This window comes from Pseudomonas kermanshahensis (assembly GCF_014269205.2).
Lineage (GTDB): Bacteria > Pseudomonadota > Gammaproteobacteria > Pseudomonadales > Pseudomonadaceae > Aquipseudomonas > Aquipseudomonas kermanshahensis.
The window spans coordinates 1,144,563-1,158,844 of record NZ_JABWRY020000001.1 but is presented as its reverse complement, the minus strand read 5'-3'; the positions used below and the strand labels follow the sequence as shown (position 1 = coordinate 1,158,844).

General features: G+C 62.4%; 14 protein-coding genes and 1 tRNA gene. 8 read left to right on the top strand and 7 right to left on the bottom strand.

Annotation, left to right across the window (positions count from 1 at the left end; all coding sequences use genetic code 11):
* Nucleotides 1–111 precede the first annotated feature (111 nt).
* The 3 genes from HU764_RS05395 (at nucleotide 112) to HU764_RS05385 (ending at nucleotide 4,082) form a co-directional block, all read left to right on the top strand.
* Nucleotides 112–1,323, top strand: a complete 1,212-nt coding sequence (locus HU764_RS05395) for an MFS transporter (protein ID WP_186679510.1) — start codon at nucleotides 112–114, stop codon at nucleotides 1,321–1,323.
* A 63-nt stretch (nucleotides 1,324–1,386) separates the two neighbouring features.
* Entirely contained in the window at nucleotides 1,387–1,767 is a 381-nt protein-coding gene (locus HU764_RS05390) for a hypothetical protein (protein WP_186679507.1), read from the top strand.
* Between the two features lie 182 nt (nucleotides 1,768–1,949).
* Nucleotides 1,950–4,082 (top strand): TonB-dependent siderophore receptor, encoded by a 2,133-nt coding sequence (locus HU764_RS05385; protein WP_186703668.1) that lies wholly within the window; start codon nucleotides 1,950–1,952, stop codon nucleotides 4,080–4,082.
* 218 nt (nucleotides 4,083–4,300) lie between these two features.
* On the opposite strand, the gene HU764_RS05380 is transcribed toward HU764_RS05385, so the two are convergent.
* Nucleotides 4,301–4,390, bottom strand: a tRNA-Ser gene (locus HU764_RS05380).
* Nucleotides 4,391–4,589: 199 nt separating this feature from the next.
* Here HU764_RS05380 and HU764_RS05375 point away from each other — a divergent pair.
* From HU764_RS05375 to HU764_RS05365, 3 genes are all read left to right on the top strand, one after another.
* On the top strand, nucleotides 4,590–5,279 hold the full coding sequence (locus HU764_RS05375) for a crotonase/enoyl-CoA hydratase family protein (RefSeq protein ID WP_186703667.1): 690 nt from the start codon (nucleotides 4,590–4,592) through the stop codon (nucleotides 5,277–5,279).
* Nucleotides 5,280–5,367: 88 nt separating this feature from the next.
* Entirely contained in the window at nucleotides 5,368–6,087 is a 720-nt protein-coding gene (locus HU764_RS05370; protein WP_186679504.1) for a lysophospholipid acyltransferase family protein, read from the top strand.
* A gap of 62 nt (nucleotides 6,088–6,149) precedes the next feature.
* Entirely contained in the window at nucleotides 6,150–7,121 is a 972-nt protein-coding gene (locus tag HU764_RS05365; RefSeq protein WP_027596026.1) for a magnesium and cobalt transport protein CorA, read from the top strand.
* 31 nt (nucleotides 7,122–7,152) lie between these two features.
* Here HU764_RS05365 and HU764_RS05360 read toward each other — a convergent pair whose 3' ends face one another.
* Nucleotides 7,153–7,884 carry an amidotransferase gene (locus HU764_RS05360; RefSeq protein WP_027596025.1) on the bottom strand — a complete coding sequence of 244 codons (732 nt, stop codon included), beginning with the start codon at nucleotides 7,882–7,884 and terminating at the stop codon, nucleotides 7,153–7,155.
* Nucleotides 7,885–8,412: 528 nt separating this feature from the next.
* Here HU764_RS05360 and HU764_RS05355 point away from each other — a divergent pair.
* Nucleotides 8,413–9,213: a cytochrome c gene (locus HU764_RS05355; protein WP_186679499.1), complete on the top strand. Its 801-nt coding sequence runs from the start codon at nucleotides 8,413–8,415 to the stop codon at nucleotides 9,211–9,213.
* 92 nt (nucleotides 9,214–9,305) lie between these two features.
* Here the strand turns inward: HU764_RS05355 and HU764_RS05350 are convergent, their stop codons facing one another.
* The 4 genes from HU764_RS05350 to HU764_RS05335 form a co-directional block, all read right to left on the bottom strand.
* Nucleotides 9,306–9,638: a ribonuclease E inhibitor RraB gene (locus HU764_RS05350; protein ID WP_027596023.1), complete on the bottom strand. Its 333-nt coding sequence runs from the start codon at nucleotides 9,636–9,638 to the stop codon at nucleotides 9,306–9,308.
* Nucleotides 9,639–9,821: 183 nt separating this feature from the next.
* On the bottom strand, nucleotides 9,822–10,058 hold the full coding sequence (locus HU764_RS05345; protein WP_027596022.1) for a hypothetical protein: 237 nt from the start codon (nucleotides 10,056–10,058) through the stop codon (nucleotides 9,822–9,824).
* Between the two features lie 131 nt (nucleotides 10,059–10,189).
* Nucleotides 10,190–12,262: an LTA synthase family protein gene (locus tag HU764_RS05340; protein ID WP_186679497.1), complete on the bottom strand. Its 2,073-nt coding sequence runs from the start codon at nucleotides 12,260–12,262 to the stop codon at nucleotides 10,190–10,192.
* A gap of 135 nt (nucleotides 12,263–12,397) precedes the next feature.
* Nucleotides 12,398–12,589 carry a PLDc N-terminal domain-containing protein gene (locus HU764_RS05335; RefSeq protein WP_027596020.1) on the bottom strand — a complete coding sequence of 64 codons (192 nt, stop codon included), beginning with the start codon at nucleotides 12,587–12,589 and terminating at the stop codon, nucleotides 12,398–12,400.
* Between the two features lie 126 nt (nucleotides 12,590–12,715).
* Between HU764_RS05335 and HU764_RS05330 the strand changes: the two genes are divergently transcribed.
* On the top strand, nucleotides 12,716–13,654 hold the full coding sequence (locus HU764_RS05330) for a ZIP family metal transporter (protein ID WP_027596019.1): 939 nt from the start codon (nucleotides 12,716–12,718) through the stop codon (nucleotides 13,652–13,654).
* 76 nt (nucleotides 13,655–13,730) lie between these two features.
* On the opposite strand, the gene HU764_RS05325 is transcribed toward HU764_RS05330, so the two are convergent.
* The gene (locus HU764_RS05325; RefSeq protein ID WP_186703666.1) at nucleotides 13,731–14,261 is read right to left on the bottom strand and encodes a hypothetical protein; all 531 of its coding nucleotides are present in this window, start codon (nucleotides 14,259–14,261) and stop codon (nucleotides 13,731–13,733) included.
* Between the last annotated feature and the right edge of the window lie 21 nt (nucleotides 14,262–14,282).

Below are 14,282 nucleotides of genomic sequence, written 5' to 3'. Positions count from 1 at the left end.
GGAGATCGAGCGCCGCCCGCGCGGCGCTCGATCTCCCAGGCGCTAAACATCCCCCGCCATACCCTCAACGCCCTAGAATACAGCCCCCTGCCAATGCCCCCCGAGATCCCCATGAACGCCCCGACCCTCAGTCGCGCCCTGATCCTGCTGATGGCCACCGCCACCGGCCTGGCCGTGGCCAGCAACTACTACGCGCAACCGTTGCTGCACAGCATCGCCCTGCAGTTCGGCCTGAGCACCGCCGGCGCCGGCAGCATCGTCATCGCCGCCCAGCTCAGCTATGGCGCTGGCCTGTTGCTGCTGGCGCCCCTGGGCGACCTGTTCGAGCAACGCCGCCTGATCACGGTGATGACCGCCATTTCGACCCTCGGCCTGGTCATCAGCGCCTGCGCACCGAGCCTGCCGTGGTTGCTGCTCGGCACCGCGCTGACCGGCCTGTTCTCGGTGGTGGCGCAAATCCTGGTGCCGATGGCCGCGAGCCTGAGTGAGCCGCACCAGCGCGGGCGCGCAGTGGGCACACTGATGAGCGGCCTGTTGCTGGGCATTCTGCTGGCGCGTACGGCGGCCGGTTTCATGGCGGAGTTGGGTGGCTGGCGCAGCATCTATGTGCTGGCCGCGGTACTGATGGCCATCACCGCCCTGGCCCTGTATCGCAGCTTGCCGCAGCACCACAGCCATGCCGGTTTGAAGTACCCGGCCTTGATCGGCTCGGTGTTCCGCCTGTTCATCGAAGAGCCCGTGCTGCGCTTGCGCTCGCTGCTGGGCTTGCTGGCGTTCAGCCTGTTCGCGCTGTTCTGGACACCGCTGGCCTTCCTGCTGGCGCAAGCGCCCTACCACTACTCGGACGCGGTGATCGGCCTGTTCGGTTTGGCAGGCGCGGCGGGAGCGCTGTCGGCCAACTGGGCTGGGCGCCTGGCCGACCGAGGCAAAGGGGCGTTAGGCACCACGGTCGGGCTGATCGTACTGCTGCTGTCGTGGGTGCCGCTGGGCTTTGCCGAGTACTCGCTGCTGGCGTTGCTGCTGGGGGTATTGATGCTCGACCTGGCCGTACAGCTGGTACACGTGAGCAACCAAAACGCGGTGATCGCGCTGCGGCCAGAGGCGCGCACACGGCTGAATGCAGGCTATATCACTTGCTACTTCATCGGCGGTGCGCTGGGGTCGCTGCTGGGGACGCAGTTGTTCCAGCGTCAGGGCTGGATGGGCATTGTCGTGGCCGGCTTGGTGATCGGTACGCTGGCACTGTTGGCCTGGGCGCTGGCCGAGCGCAAGCGCATCAGCCGCGACATTGCAACGCACTACCCTCCGTCGCCTGAGCGTTGACTGCCTGCCTCGGGAGGGCTCAAGTAAGTGCTGGACAATGCCCCCTCCCTGAAGGACGACTTTATGACAAGACTCACGGTTCGATCCGGCGATTTCTTGCAAGGTGAAGGCGAGTATCGCAACGGATCGCTCACACTCAAGACCCCGCGCAGCCCCTCGCCTGGCGAGCGGATCTCACTCGCACGCATCAGTGACCTCAAGCTGTCCAGTTTGGAGTCCAGCCGCAGCCTGGGTACCGCCCTTGGCTGGGGTGTAGCTGGGGCCTTGGTGGCCGGGCCGGTGGGGCTGCTGGCCGGGCTCTGGCTCGGTGGCAAGGAAGAAGAAGCCACCTTCCTCGCCACCTTCAAGGACGGGCGCAAACTGCTGGCCGTCACCGATGGCAAGACCTGGTCGAAGATCGACGACAACTGGCGCCAGCACAAGCGCCCGGCCAGCAACGACTGAATATCGCGCGGGCGTGATCGTCCAATGTTGAAGGCGGCTGTTAAGATGCCGCCTTTTTCATGGCCTGTACCGGCCTCTTCGCGGGGCAAGCCCGCTCCCACAAGGGTTGCGCAAAATCCTGTAGGAGCGGGCTTGCCCCGCGAAGAGGCCGGCACAGGTGTCGCGTATCCAGGAGCCTCCGCATGCCCCCGCTTCGCCCCCGCCTGCCCCTGAGCTTGCTCAGCCTGGGCCTGGCCCTGCATTGCCCTCATTTGCTTGCCGAAGACAGCATCGTGCTGGACCCGCTGCGGGTCTCCGACAGCTATGGCAACGACGGCTACCAGGTGCGCGAAGCCTCGGTGGGTGGCTTCCAGCCCGCGCCGCTGCTCGACACCCCGGCCTCGGTCAGCGTGTTCAGCCAGCAATTGCTGGAGGACCGCCAGGTGCGCAAGCTCAGCGAAGTGCTGCAAAGCGACGCCTCGGTGGGGGAAAGCTATGCGCCCATCGGCTATTACGAAAACTTCAACGTGCGCGGCTTCGAGCTGAATGCCGCCAGCAGCTACCGGATCAATGGCCAGACTATCGCCGGCGAGCAGAACGTGGCCCTGGAAAACAAACAGCAAGTGGAATTGCTCAAGGGCTTGTCGGGGCTGCAAAGCGGCGTTTCGGAACCGGGCGGCCTGATCAACTACGTGACCAAGCGCGCCGAAGACGTGCGCAGCGTGACGGTATCGACCAACGAACAAGGCGAACGTTACCTGGCCACCGACCTGGGCGGCTGGTTCGGCAGCGAGCGGCAGTTCGGCCTGCGCGCCAACCTGGCCCATGAAGACATCCGCAGCTATGTCGACCATGCCGACGGCAAGCGCGACTTCGCCTCGCTGGCCTTCGACTGGCAGATCAACCCGGATGCCACGCTGCAGCTGGACGCCGAGTACCAGCACCGCGAACAACGCTCGGTGCCCGGTTACCAGTTGCTCGGCGGCACCGAGGTGCCACACGGTATCGACCCGCATGATCGCCTGGCCTACCAGCAGTGGGCCAAGCCGGTGCAGAACGATTCGCTGAACCTGGGCGGGCGTTTCGAGTACCGCTTCAACGAGGCTTGGACCGGCACGTTGAGTGCGTCGCGCAGCAAGGTGGTGATCGACGATTACAGTGCGTTTGCCTGGGGCTCGAGCGAGGGGGCGTTTTTCGGCAGTAATGGCGACTACGACATCTATGACTACCGCAGCCCGGATGACACCCGCCGCACCGATGAAGCACAGGCCACGCTCAACGGCCGCTTCGATGCCTTGGGCGTAGGGCACGACCTGACAATCGGCAGCAGCGCGCAACGCCGCACGGTGGATCAACGCCCCTATTACAACGAGTGGCTGGGTACCGGCAGTATCTACACCGGTGCGCCAGCACTCGCCCCGTCTGACAAGCCGATCGGCGCCAGCGAGCGTCGCCTCGACAGCCGCCAGTACGGCCTGTTCGTGAGTGATCGCATCAGCTTCAACGAGCAGTGGCAAACCGTGATCGGCGCTCGCGAACTGCGCCTGGACGAGCAGACCTGGGACGAGACCGGTGTTGCCGGGCGCCACACTCGCCAGTACCAGTTGCTGCCCAATGCTGCGCTCATCTACAAGCCACGCCCAGACACCACGCTGTACGCCAGCTATGCCAAAGGCCTGTCGGCTGGCGGTACCGCACCGTGGTTTGCCAGCAACGCGGCTGAAATCCTCGCCCCCACCCTGTCACGCCAGCTGGAGTTGGGCATCAAGCGCGACTGGCAAGGCATCAGCTTCAGTGCCGCACTGTTTCAGATCCGCCAGGCGTATCAATACGCACGCCCCGATGGCCAAGGCACCTTCACCTATGTCCAGCAAGGCCAACAGAAAAACACCGGCCTAGAGCTGGGCGCCAGTGGCTGGGTAACCTCGAACCTGCAAGTGCAGGCGAGTGCCGCAGCCATTCGCGCGCGGGTAAAAAACAGCGGGACCGAGGACTACGAAGGGCATCAGGCAATCAATGTGCCCAACCTGCGTGCGGCGCTGCAGGCCGAATACAGCCTGCCGGTACCAGGCCTGGCGCTGCTGAGCGGTGCGCGCTACAGCGCCAGCAAATATGCCAGCCAGGCGGGTAATGTCGAGGTGGGCGGTTATACCGTGTTCGACCTCGGCAGCCGCTACCGCACCCGCATTGGGGGGTATGACACGGTGCTGCGGTTGACCGTGGATAACGCGTTCGACAAGCGCTACTGGCGCGATGTGGGGGATTACCTGGGGGACAACTACCTGTTCCAGGGTGCGCCGCGTACGGCACGGTTGTCAGCGTCTGTAAGTTTCTGAAACCCTGCGCACTGCCTTTGTGTAGGCGCGGCCTTGCGTCGCGAAAGGGCTGCGAAGCAGCCCCAGCAATATGTGCGGCGACGCTGAAACCTGGGGCTGCTTTGCAGCCCTTTCGCGACGCAAGGCCGCTCCTACAGGGACCGCCATCACCTGACAGGTGAGCAGCCCAAAAACAAAAAGCCCCCGAGCTTTTCAGCGCGGGGGCTTTTTGTAGAATGTGGCGGTGAAGAAGGGATTTGAACCCTTGATACGATTTCTCGTATACACACTTTCCAGGCGTGCTCCTTCGACCACTCGGACACTTCACCGTTTTCTCTTCAAGCCTTTTAGCCTGTCGAGGCGCGCTAATTTAGTGGAAGGCCTTTCCTTTGGCAAGCATTTTTTTCAAATTTTTCATGCATTTGCATTTGAGGCCCGGTAAACGCTGACCGGCCAGTCAGCCTTGCTGCTTTACCTGGCCCACGGCGCTGGGTAACGTCGTCGCCACGCCAACAAAAGGACTCTGCAATGAGCGAGCTGATTACCTACCACGCCGAAGACGGCATCGCCACCCTGACCCTGAACAACGGCAAGGTCAACGCCATCTCGCCGGATGTCATCACTGCCTTCAACGCCGCCCTCGACCGCGCCGAACAGGAACGTGCCGTGGTGATCATCACCGGGCAGCCGGGCATTCTGTCTGGCGGCTACGACCTCAAGGTCATGACCAGTGGCCCCAAAGAGGCGATAGGCCTGGTTACCGCCGGCTCCACCCTCGCCCGCCGCCTGCTGTCGCACCCGTTCCCGGTGATCGTCGCCTGCCCCGGTAATGCCGTGGCCAAAGGGGCCTTCCTGCTGCTGTCGGCCGACTACCGCATTGGTGTCGACGGTCCCTACAAGGTCTGCCTGAACGAAGTGCAGATCGGCATGACCATGCACCATGCCGGCATCGAACTGGCCCGCGACCGCCTGCGCCGCTCGGCCTTCCACCGCTCGGTGATCAACGCCGAGATCTTCGACCCGCAAGGCGCACTGGACGCCGGCTTCCTCGACAAGGTGGTGCCGGCCGAGCAACTGCACGAGGCGGCCCTGGCAGCTGCCCGTGAACTGAAGAAGCTGAACATGCTGGCGCACAAAAACACCAAGCTGAAGGTGCGCAAGGGCCTACTGGAGGCTCTGGACAAGGCTATCGAGCTGGATCAGCGCCACATGGGCTAACCCTGCCGATCGACAGACTCACCCCAGGTTTGCCTCTTTGAGTGCACAGTCGTACACTGGAATGCGACTATCTGGTGTGAGTCATCCCATGCTTTATTCGTTGCGCATGCTCCTGCTGGCCCTGCATTTTCTGTTGGTTGGCGCCGTCGGCCTGATTATCGGCCTGTGCCGCCCCTTCAACCCCGACAACAGCCGGGTATTTGCCCGGCTTTATAGCGTGCCGGCCGCCTGGCTGATGCGCGTCAAGGTCAAAGCCGAAGTCGGCCCATTGTTCGATCACCCGCCCGGTTGCGTCATCATCGCCAACCATCAGTCCAATTTCGACCTGTTCCTCATTGGCCAGGCCGTGCCGCGGCGCACCGTGGCTATTGGTAAAAAAAGCCTGGGCTGGATCCCGTTGTTCGGCCAGCTGTTCTGGCTGGGCGGCAACGTGCTGGTCGACCGCAAGAATGCCTACCAGGCGCGCAAGGCGCTGCAAAAGACCACGCGGGTGCTGCAGGACGATACATCGATCTGGATTTTCCCCGAGGGCACCCGCAACCCGGCAGAGCACCTGCTGGCGTTCAAGAAAGGCGCCTTTCACATGGCCATCGAAGCCGGTGTACCGATCGTGCCGGTGTGCGTCAGCCGCTATGCCCGGCGTTTGAACCTGAACAGCTGGCGGCAGCGGACGGTGATCGTACGCTCGCTGCCGCCGATTGCTACCGCGGGTTTGAGCCAGCGCGACATCCCCGCCCTGGTCGAACAGTGCCGCAGCCAGATGCAGCAGTGCATCGACCGCATGGAAGATGAACTCGCACGCCGCTAGGTTGCCCTCTGGGCCCTTACAGCCCAAGCTGTAAGAGTGTTCAATCGAATAAGTGGACAACCATGGGTCGAGTCGTGGCGTCGGCGGTGTACAGCGCCGGCAGAAAGGTCACTAACATCAGCATCGACGAAGGCAGCGAATGGGCGCGCAAGCCCGGCCACTTCGTCTGGATCGGCCTCGAAGAGCCCAACGCCGAGGAGCTGGCCAACCTGCAGCGGCAGTTCAACCTGCACGAGCTGGCCATTGAAGACGCGCTGGAAAAGCACAGCCGGCCCAAGCTTGAAACCTTCGGTGATGCGCTGTTCATCGTCACCTATTCGCCGGTACGTCATGAAGGCAAGCTGGAGTTCATCGAAACCCATATCTTTGCTGGCAATGGCTACATCATCACCTGCCGCAACGGCCACTCGAAATCCTACGCCCTGGTGCGCCAACGCTGCGAAGCACGGCCGCTGCTGCTGGAGCATGGCGAGGACTTCGTGCTGTATGCGCTGCTCGACTTCGTGACCGAGAACTACCAGCCGGTCAGCGAGGCGATCCATGGCGAAATTGAAGAACTGGAACAAAGCGTGCTGGGCGGTTCGCTGCAAGAGGATGACATCCGCCGGCTGCACAGCCTGCGGCGCGACATCTTGCGCCTGCGCCGGTACGTGGCGCCGATGCTGGAGGTGAGCGAAGAACTGCAGCGCCTGAGCTTTCCGTTCATCGACAAGAACATGCGACCGTATTTTCGCGATGTGCAGATTCATGTCACGCGGCAGATGGAAGACCTGGTCGGCATTCGCGATATCGCCAGCCAGACCATCGAGATCGGCATGTTGCTGGAGTCGTCGCGCCAAAGCATCGTGCAACGCAAGTTCGCGGCCTGGGCGGCGATTCTGGCCTTCCCCACGGCGATTGCCGGGATTTATGGGATGAACTTTCAGAACATGCCGGAGTTGGCGTGGCAGTACGGGTATTTTGGTGTGTTAGGGGTGATTGGGTTGGGGTGTGCGGGGTTGTATGCCAGCTTCAAGAAGTCGGGTTGGCTTTGAGATGTTGGGGCCGCTGTGCGGCCCCCCGCCATCACGCCACGCTGTCTTTACTCACCGACTGCCCAATGAACCGCAACATCCACTCGCCCACCAGGTCGCCCTGGTGCTCGGTGGCCAGGCTGGCAATGGCCTTGTGGTACACCTCATCCCCCAACGACGTCTGCCGCGCATCCAGCAACGCCCGGGAGTAGTCATGCACGAACTCTGGGTGCCCCTGGAAGCACAGCACCTGGTCACGAATGTGGTAGGCGGCGTTGGGGCAGAAGTCGCTGGAGGCAATTACGGTCGCGCCTTCCGGCAGCTCGGTGACCTGGTCCTGGTGGCTGATCAGCAGGGTCAGCTCGGAAACCTCCGGGTCCATCCAGGGCGCATGCGCCGCCAGTGAATAACGGTGGATGCCCACACCCCAGCCCTTCTCGGCGCGCTCGGCCTTGCCACCCAGGGTCAAGGCCAGCAGCTGATGGCCAAAACACACGCCCAGCAGCTTCTCGCCCCGTGCGTAGAGTTTCAACAAGTAAGCCTTGAGCGTCTGGATCCAGGGATCGGAACCGAACGAATCGGCCTTGCTGCCCGTCACAAGGTAGGCATCGAACACTTCATCGTCGGCGGGATAGTCGCCGTTCATCACGTTGTACACGCGAAACTCGGCGGCGATCGGCTGACGCGAGAACAGCTGCTCGAACATCCTGCCATAGCCGTGGTACTGCGCCGTCAACTCCGGTCGCAGGACATCGGTTTCCAGGATGCAGATGCGTAACGACATAGAAATAGTCCTGAACGACATGGGTGGGAATCTGCTGTAGAGACTGCCGCGAAAGGCACGTACAAGCAAGTAGGCTGCACTGACGAACGGTCATATTTCGCCGGCGTGTCGTTTGCAGTAACGCCACTGTCTAGCGAGAGCATGCCAGCCAGCTGGCCATTGGCCTCATAACCCAATGAAATTAACCAGCCTTACAATTAGAACAAAGGGTTCTCAAACATGGATGACGCACACCCTACTGTTGGTTGTATATCGACTTTCAAGAGGCAAGCAGAACAGGCGTCAACTTACGCCACTGCGATCGACCCGAAACGCGACAGGGAAGCCAACGGGTATTCAGGAATAACAACAAGAAGGCGGTCCGCCATGTTCAGACAATCGAAAATACGCCAAGCAGGGCTCATTCTCTTCGCCACGACTCTACTGCTGATACTGCCGAACCTGACACGTTTGTTCGGCTGACGGTGGCTGTGGCGTCAACAGGCAGCGCGCATGTAACCTGCCGGCCTTGAAGGTCGGAGATTCCACATGCGCCACTGCCTTGCCCTACTCGCCCTGCTTTTGAGCCTGCCACTGTCGGCGGCGCAGCTGCACCTTGAGCTGGGCGACACCTCGCGCCAGTGGAGCAGCGCCGAGCTGCTTGCCCATCCGCAGGCGCGCGACATCAGCATCGAGCAGGACGTTTCCTATAAGCGCCCCATGCAGTATCGCGCGGTCCCCTTGGCTGTGCTGCTGCAGGGTGTGGGTGTGAACGACCACTTGCAAGCCGTGGCGCTGGATGGTTTTGCTGCCGAAATGCCTGCCGCGCCGCTGCTGCAGCAAGGGCCGGCGCGTGCCTGGCTGGCCGTCGAAGACCCGGCCAAGCCGTGGCCCGCGTTGGGCAACGGCAAGCCGAGCGCCGGGCCGTTTTACCTGGTCTGGACAGCACCGCAGGCCAGCGGCATCCGCCCAGAGCAGTGGCCGTTCCAGATCGCCAGCATCCGCCGCCTGGCTTCGGTGGAGCAACGTTTCCCGGCACTGCTGCCAGACCCGAAGCTCCCGGCCGATAACCCGGTGCGCCAGGGGTTTGCGTTGTTCCAGCAGAACTGCCTGGCCTGCCACCGCCTCAATGGCGCGGGTGATGCCCAATTTGGGCCAGACTTGAACCTGCCGCACAACCCTACCGAGTACTTCCAGCCGGCATTTTTGCGCAAGCTGATACGTGACCCGCAAAGCCTTCGAACGTGGCCGCAGGCGAAGATGCCGGGGTTTACAGAGGCGGTGCTCAGCGAGCAGGAGCTGGATGCGCTACTGGCTTATCTGGGGCATATGGCGGGGCGTAAGCCCTGAGAGGTTGGGGCCGCTTGGCGGCCCTTCGCGGCACAAGGCCGCTCCTACAGGGAGGTGCATAAGCCTGTGGAGCGGCAGTGGGTGAGTCAGGGTCAGGCGCACAGTCGCTCTTGCTTGACGCCCCATCCTTCCACCTCGCCACCGTACGGTGAAACGAGTTGCTCGAACGTTTCTTCGAAGTCGCCAATCCCTCCATAAGTGGCATACATGACCTTGCTCAGTTCAAGGTGCCAGGCGCCGTCTTTGCGTTCGCGTACCTGGGCGTTGAGGGACTCGCCACGAAATTGCCCGGCTGCCCGTCGCGCGCCGGCTTCATCAGGGAATACTGCGTAGAACTCGATAGGGTGGATGCGGGTGAAGTCAAAACCGCCAGCTTTCATCTGGCGCAGGACATTGCTGCTGATATCGTCGTTCTGGCTGCTCATGAATCGTCCTCCTGCAATGCAATGGATAGACTTTCCGGGCACTACGTACCTGCCGGCGGTGCCGGACAGATCGAGTTGTATAGAGCTGATGCAAGACGCGAATGTTATGGGTGCCGACCCGCAGAATAGGTCGGCACCTGGGTCCAGCGTAGTGCCTGCGTGGGCACCACGTCAACGCAAGCTTCAGGGCGCTTCCTGGATACGGGTGATGGTGACGCCATTTTGCTCTTTGAGCCAGCGCGCCGTGGGGGATGGTGCACGGTCCTGGAAGTCGTTGAGGTCTAATTCATCCATGACCGGAAACAAGTGCGAGCGAATGGCACGGGCCGCGTCTTCTTCGCTGGGGCAATGTTCAGCCCGCAGCCGCAATGACGTCGGTTCGCCTTTCTGGTCGGCAAAGATGACTTCCCACTCTTTCATGGAACGAGCCCTCGATCTGAAGAACGCCGGGTGTGTGGCGCCTGTATAGCTTGACCTTGGGCGGGGGGATTTGTTCAGTTGGCAGGGCTTTGCGGTGGCGAAGGGGCCGCGAAGCGGCCCCTATTGCAGCGTTACTTCGGCGTGCCGTGCACGACGCCAGCGGTGTTGTCCAAGAGGCTCTTGGTCGCCGTCTGGATGTACGCTTCAAGTTTTTTCAGCATTTCCGGCTGGTCCGGGCTTTCGATCAGCTCGGCCTTGAACTCGCTGCCCAACTGGTAGCGGTACATGCGCGGGCTCATGTCCTTGGACTCGATGAGGATGCGGTCACCCTGCACCAAACCCACGATCTGCTCGCTGCCCGACGGCTTGATCATGCCCACGCCCTGGTCGCCCTCAGGCAGGTTGAGCAGGTCGCGGCCCCAGCACTGATGGCGGGTCTGGCCACCCAGGCGGCCCATGATGGTCGGCACGATGTCGACCTGGGTACCGACGGTGTGGTCGACCGCACCGAACTTCTCCTGGATGCCCGGGGCAATCAGCAGCAGCGGTACGTTGAAGCGGCCCAGGTCCAGCTCGGTGACCTGCTGGTGGTTGCCGAAGCCGTGGTCGCCGACGATGACGAACAGGGTCTCCTTGAAGTACGGCTCTTTGCGCGCCTTCTCGAAGAACTGGCCCAACGCCCAGTCGGAATAACGCATGGCCGTCAGGTGCTCGTCCAGGCGGCCTTGGCCGGTCACAGGCGCCACTGGCAGGTCCTTGGGCAACGCGTACGGCGTGTGGTTGGACAAGGTCTGCAGCAGCGCATAGATCGGCTTCTTGCCGTCGTGCTTGGCCAGCTCCTCAGCGCCACGGTCGAACATGTCCTGGTCGGACACACCCCAGGTCGGGTCGGAGAACACCGGGTTGACGAAGTCATTGCGGCCAATGAACGTGGTCATGCCTTGGTTGCCGAAGAAACCGGACTGGTTGTCCCAGGCGAAGTCACCGTTGTAGACGTACACGTCGTCGTAATCGCGGGCGCTGAGCAGTGCCGGCAGGCCCGACAGCTTGTGCCCGCCTTCCGGGGTCTGCATCAGGTATTCGAAGCCTGGCAGGTTAGGGAAGCAGGCCATGGTGGCGAACATGCCCTGGTGGGTATGGGTGCCGTTGGAGAAGAAGCGGTCGAACAGCAACCCTTCCTTGGCCAGTTTGTCGAAGTACGGGGTGATGTTGTTAGGGCTGCCCAGGGCGCCCACCGAGTGGCCGGCGAAGCTCTCCATGAGGATCACCACGACGTTCTTGATCGGCAGGGTACGGTCGGCCGGTGGCACGAAGTCACGGCGGATCGCCGCTTCGTCGGCGTCGACCAGGGTGTCGTGAGCGGTCAGCAGTTGCTCACGCACGGTCTGCGTGGCCAGCGGCTGGTCCAGCACCGGCTTCCAGATGTTGGCGCGGTCTTCGCCGAAGCGGCTCTTGGCGGCATCGATCAACGTCAGGGTGCCGTTCAGACCCAGCTGGTTGACGAAATTGGAGTCGGTGGTGAAGGCATCACCCCAACGCATCGGCGGGCCCTGGCGCAGGGTGCCACGGGCGGCGACCACGGCCACCAGCAGGATCACCATGAACACCGCCAGGCGGTTGTACCACGGCGCTACGCTGCGCTGCGGGGTGGCGCCGGTCGGCTGGCCGCCGCGCGTCATGCGGTCGATGCCCTTGAACAGCAGGCTCAGCAGCCAGGTGCCAATGACCCAGGCCAACAGGTAACGGACCACCGGGAAGCCGTACCAGAGCATGCTCATGACGGTCTTGGGGTCTTCCTTGATGTACTGGAACACCAGGCCGTTGAGGCGCTGGTGGAACTCGCGGTAGAAGTCCATCTCCATCAGGCCGAGGAACATCACCACGCTGGAGGCGAGGGTCAGCCACAGCCGGAACACGCCACGCCGGGCCATGGCCCAAGGGCTGAGAATGGCCAACAGCAGCGGAATGCTGATGTACACCACCACCCGCAGGTCGAAGCGCAACCCGTTCAGGAAGCCTTCAGCGACAGTCGCATAGGGGGTATCGCCGATCATGTCGCTGTTGTAGACCAACAGCGCCAGGCGCACGAGGCTGAGCATCAGCATGATGACCAGGCCGCTGAGCAGCGTGTAGGCCAGGTGGGATTTCAGGGTCGGCGCGAACGACGCTCGCGCGCCCTGTTTCAAGGCATCCGTGTTAGCCATGAATGGGAAAGTCCTAGGATTGCGGGTTTGCGGAGATGGCGAAGGTTAATACCAACGCAGCATTGTGCGGGTGCGGATTCTGTTTAAACCAATGTGAAAATTTTGTCACGGCCGCATTTCTGCTTATGTCCGGTATCAGATCCGCACATTGCCCCTGGGCCCGGCAATTGCCCAAATCACCAGCCCTATCACCGGCAGCAGCGCGATCAGCAGAATCCACAGCACCTTGATGCCCACTTCGCTGCCACTTTTGATCACATTGAGGATCGCCCAGATATCCAGGGCCAGAATGATCAGGCCAACCAAGCTATTGAATGTAGACCCCATGCCGCTACTCCCTTGCAAAGACGTTGCAGCACAGCATAGCCAGCTATCACGTCGATAGAAGGGAATCCTTGGCCGATCGTGCAGGTCCTTGCTTAGACTGCCTGTATTCATTGATTCGAGGTTCACATGCCCCCAGCCCATTCCGAAACTGCCACCCCACCCTCGCTGCTGAGCGCCTGGCGGCAACAGGTGCTGACGACCCCCTGGCTTAGCGCCGGCCTGGGGTTGAGCCTGCTGGCGGTGATCGTGCTATTGGCGGCAAGCCTGTGGAACGCGGTCAACGGCGACCATGCCGATAACCTGCACCTGGCGCTGCTGGGCGGTTTGTCCGGCTTTGGCGCCACGGCCCTGGGCGCGGTACTGGCGGTGGTGCTGCGTGATGTGAGTGCGCGCACCCAGGATGTGATGCTCGGCTTTGCCGCCGGCATGATGCTGGCCGCCAGTTCGTTTTCGTTGATTCTGCCGGGCCTGGATGCCGCCCGCGAGATCACCGGCAACGGCCCGGCGGCGGCGTTTACCGTGGTGCTGGGCATGGGCCTTGGGGTACTGCTGATGCTGGGCCTGGACCGCTTCACCCCACACGAGCACGAGAGCACTGGCCCTTGCGGCCCGGAGGCAGAGCGCATCAACCGGGTGTGGCTGTTCGTGTTGGCGATTACCCTGCACAACCTGCCCGAAGGCATGGCGATTGGGGTCAGTTTCGCCAATGGCGACATGAACATCGGCCTGCCGCTGACCAGCGCGATCGCCATCCAAGACATCCCTGAAGGCCTTGCCGTGGCCTTGGCGTTGCGTGCCACGGGGCTGTCGAACATGAAGGCGGCGTTGGTGGCGGTGGGTTCAGGGCTGATGGAGCCGCTGGGTGCGGTGATCGGCCTGGGGATTTCCACCGGTTTTGCCTTGGCCTACCCGATAAGCATGGGGTTGGCGGCGGGGGCGATGATTTTTGTGGTGTCCCACGAGGTGATTCCCGAGACCCATCGCAATGGCCACCAGACGGCGGCGACCCTGGGGTTGATGGGTGGGTTTGGGGTGATGATGTTTCTGGATACAGCGCTGGGCTGAGTTCTTCGACTGCCTGTAGCGGCCTCCTCGCGGGGTAAGTCGGACCGCGAAGAGGCCGGTACAGGCAGCCATCAAATCAGACGTGAACCGCGACCTTCAAAGCCTCCAAAGCCGGCTCGGTCTTGATCCCCACCTCAGCCCCCAACTCCAGCACCCGTGCCAGGTCATGCTGGCCGACCATCACCATCTGCAATTCATCATCCAGCAACTGGCTGAAGTTCAGCAGCACATACCCCCCCGCCTCCTTGTTCAACGCCCCCATCTGCACCTGGATGCGATTGAGCGCGGTCAGTGGCTCGGTGCGCGCCAGCTGCTTGGGCTTGAGGGTGAACGGCACGCTCTTGTCGAACGAGTCGGTGATGTTCTGGAACAGGTCCTGATAGCTGTCAGCCTGGAACAGCACGGTGTCCGGCAGGCTGCCCAGCACGATCCACTCCCCCAGCGGGATAGGGAAGGTGTCGTCGTAGTTGATGTCCGGGTTGGCCGCCAGGAAGGCGACGGGGTCGGCGTAGGCCTGGGCGGCCTCGTCGGCAATGCGCTCGATGTCTTCATCGCGCATGCAACCGGCGCCGATGAGGGTGATGAGTTCGAGCAATTGGTTTTTCATGAAGGGGGCCTGCGACCGGTG

Excerpts from the sequence above, each read along its gene's own strand:
- HU764_RS05330 (WP_027596019.1), top strand. The coding sequence starts at position 12,716 with ATGCCCCCAGCCCATTCCGAAACTGCCACCCCACCCTCGCTGCTGAGC.
- HU764_RS05335 (WP_027596020.1), bottom strand. The coding sequence starts at position 12,589 with ATGGGGTCTACATTCAATAGCTTGGTTGGCCTGATCATTCTGGCCCTG.
- HU764_RS05370 (WP_186679504.1), top strand. The coding sequence starts at position 5,368 with ATGCTTTATTCGTTGCGCATGCTCCTGCTGGCCCTGCATTTTCTGTTG.
- HU764_RS05325 (WP_186703666.1), bottom strand. The coding sequence starts at position 14,261 with ATGAAAAACCAATTGCTCGAACTCATCACCCTCATCGGCGCCGGTTGC.
- HU764_RS05390 (WP_186679507.1), top strand. The coding sequence starts at position 1,387 with ATGACAAGACTCACGGTTCGATCCGGCGATTTCTTGCAAGGTGAAGGC.
- HU764_RS05360 (WP_027596025.1), bottom strand. The coding sequence starts at position 7,884 with ATGTCGTTACGCATCTGCATCCTGGAAACCGATGTCCTGCGACCGGAG.
- HU764_RS05395 (WP_186679510.1), top strand. The coding sequence starts at position 112 with ATGAACGCCCCGACCCTCAGTCGCGCCCTGATCCTGCTGATGGCCACC.
- HU764_RS05375 (WP_186703667.1), top strand. The coding sequence starts at position 4,590 with ATGAGCGAGCTGATTACCTACCACGCCGAAGACGGCATCGCCACCCTG.
- HU764_RS05350 (WP_027596023.1), bottom strand. The coding sequence starts at position 9,638 with ATGAGCAGCCAGAACGACGATATCAGCAGCAATGTCCTGCGCCAGATG.
- HU764_RS05355 (WP_186679499.1), top strand. The coding sequence starts at position 8,413 with ATGCGCCACTGCCTTGCCCTACTCGCCCTGCTTTTGAGCCTGCCACTG.
- HU764_RS05340 (WP_186679497.1), bottom strand. The coding sequence starts at position 12,262 with ATGGCTAACACGGATGCCTTGAAACAGGGCGCGCGAGCGTCGTTCGCG.
- HU764_RS05385 (WP_186703668.1), top strand. The coding sequence starts at position 1,950 with ATGCCCCCGCTTCGCCCCCGCCTGCCCCTGAGCTTGCTCAGCCTGGGC.
- HU764_RS05365 (WP_027596026.1), top strand. The coding sequence starts at position 6,150 with ATGGGTCGAGTCGTGGCGTCGGCGGTGTACAGCGCCGGCAGAAAGGTC.
- HU764_RS05345 (WP_027596022.1), bottom strand. The coding sequence starts at position 10,058 with ATGAAAGAGTGGGAAGTCATCTTTGCCGACCAGAAAGGCGAACCGACG.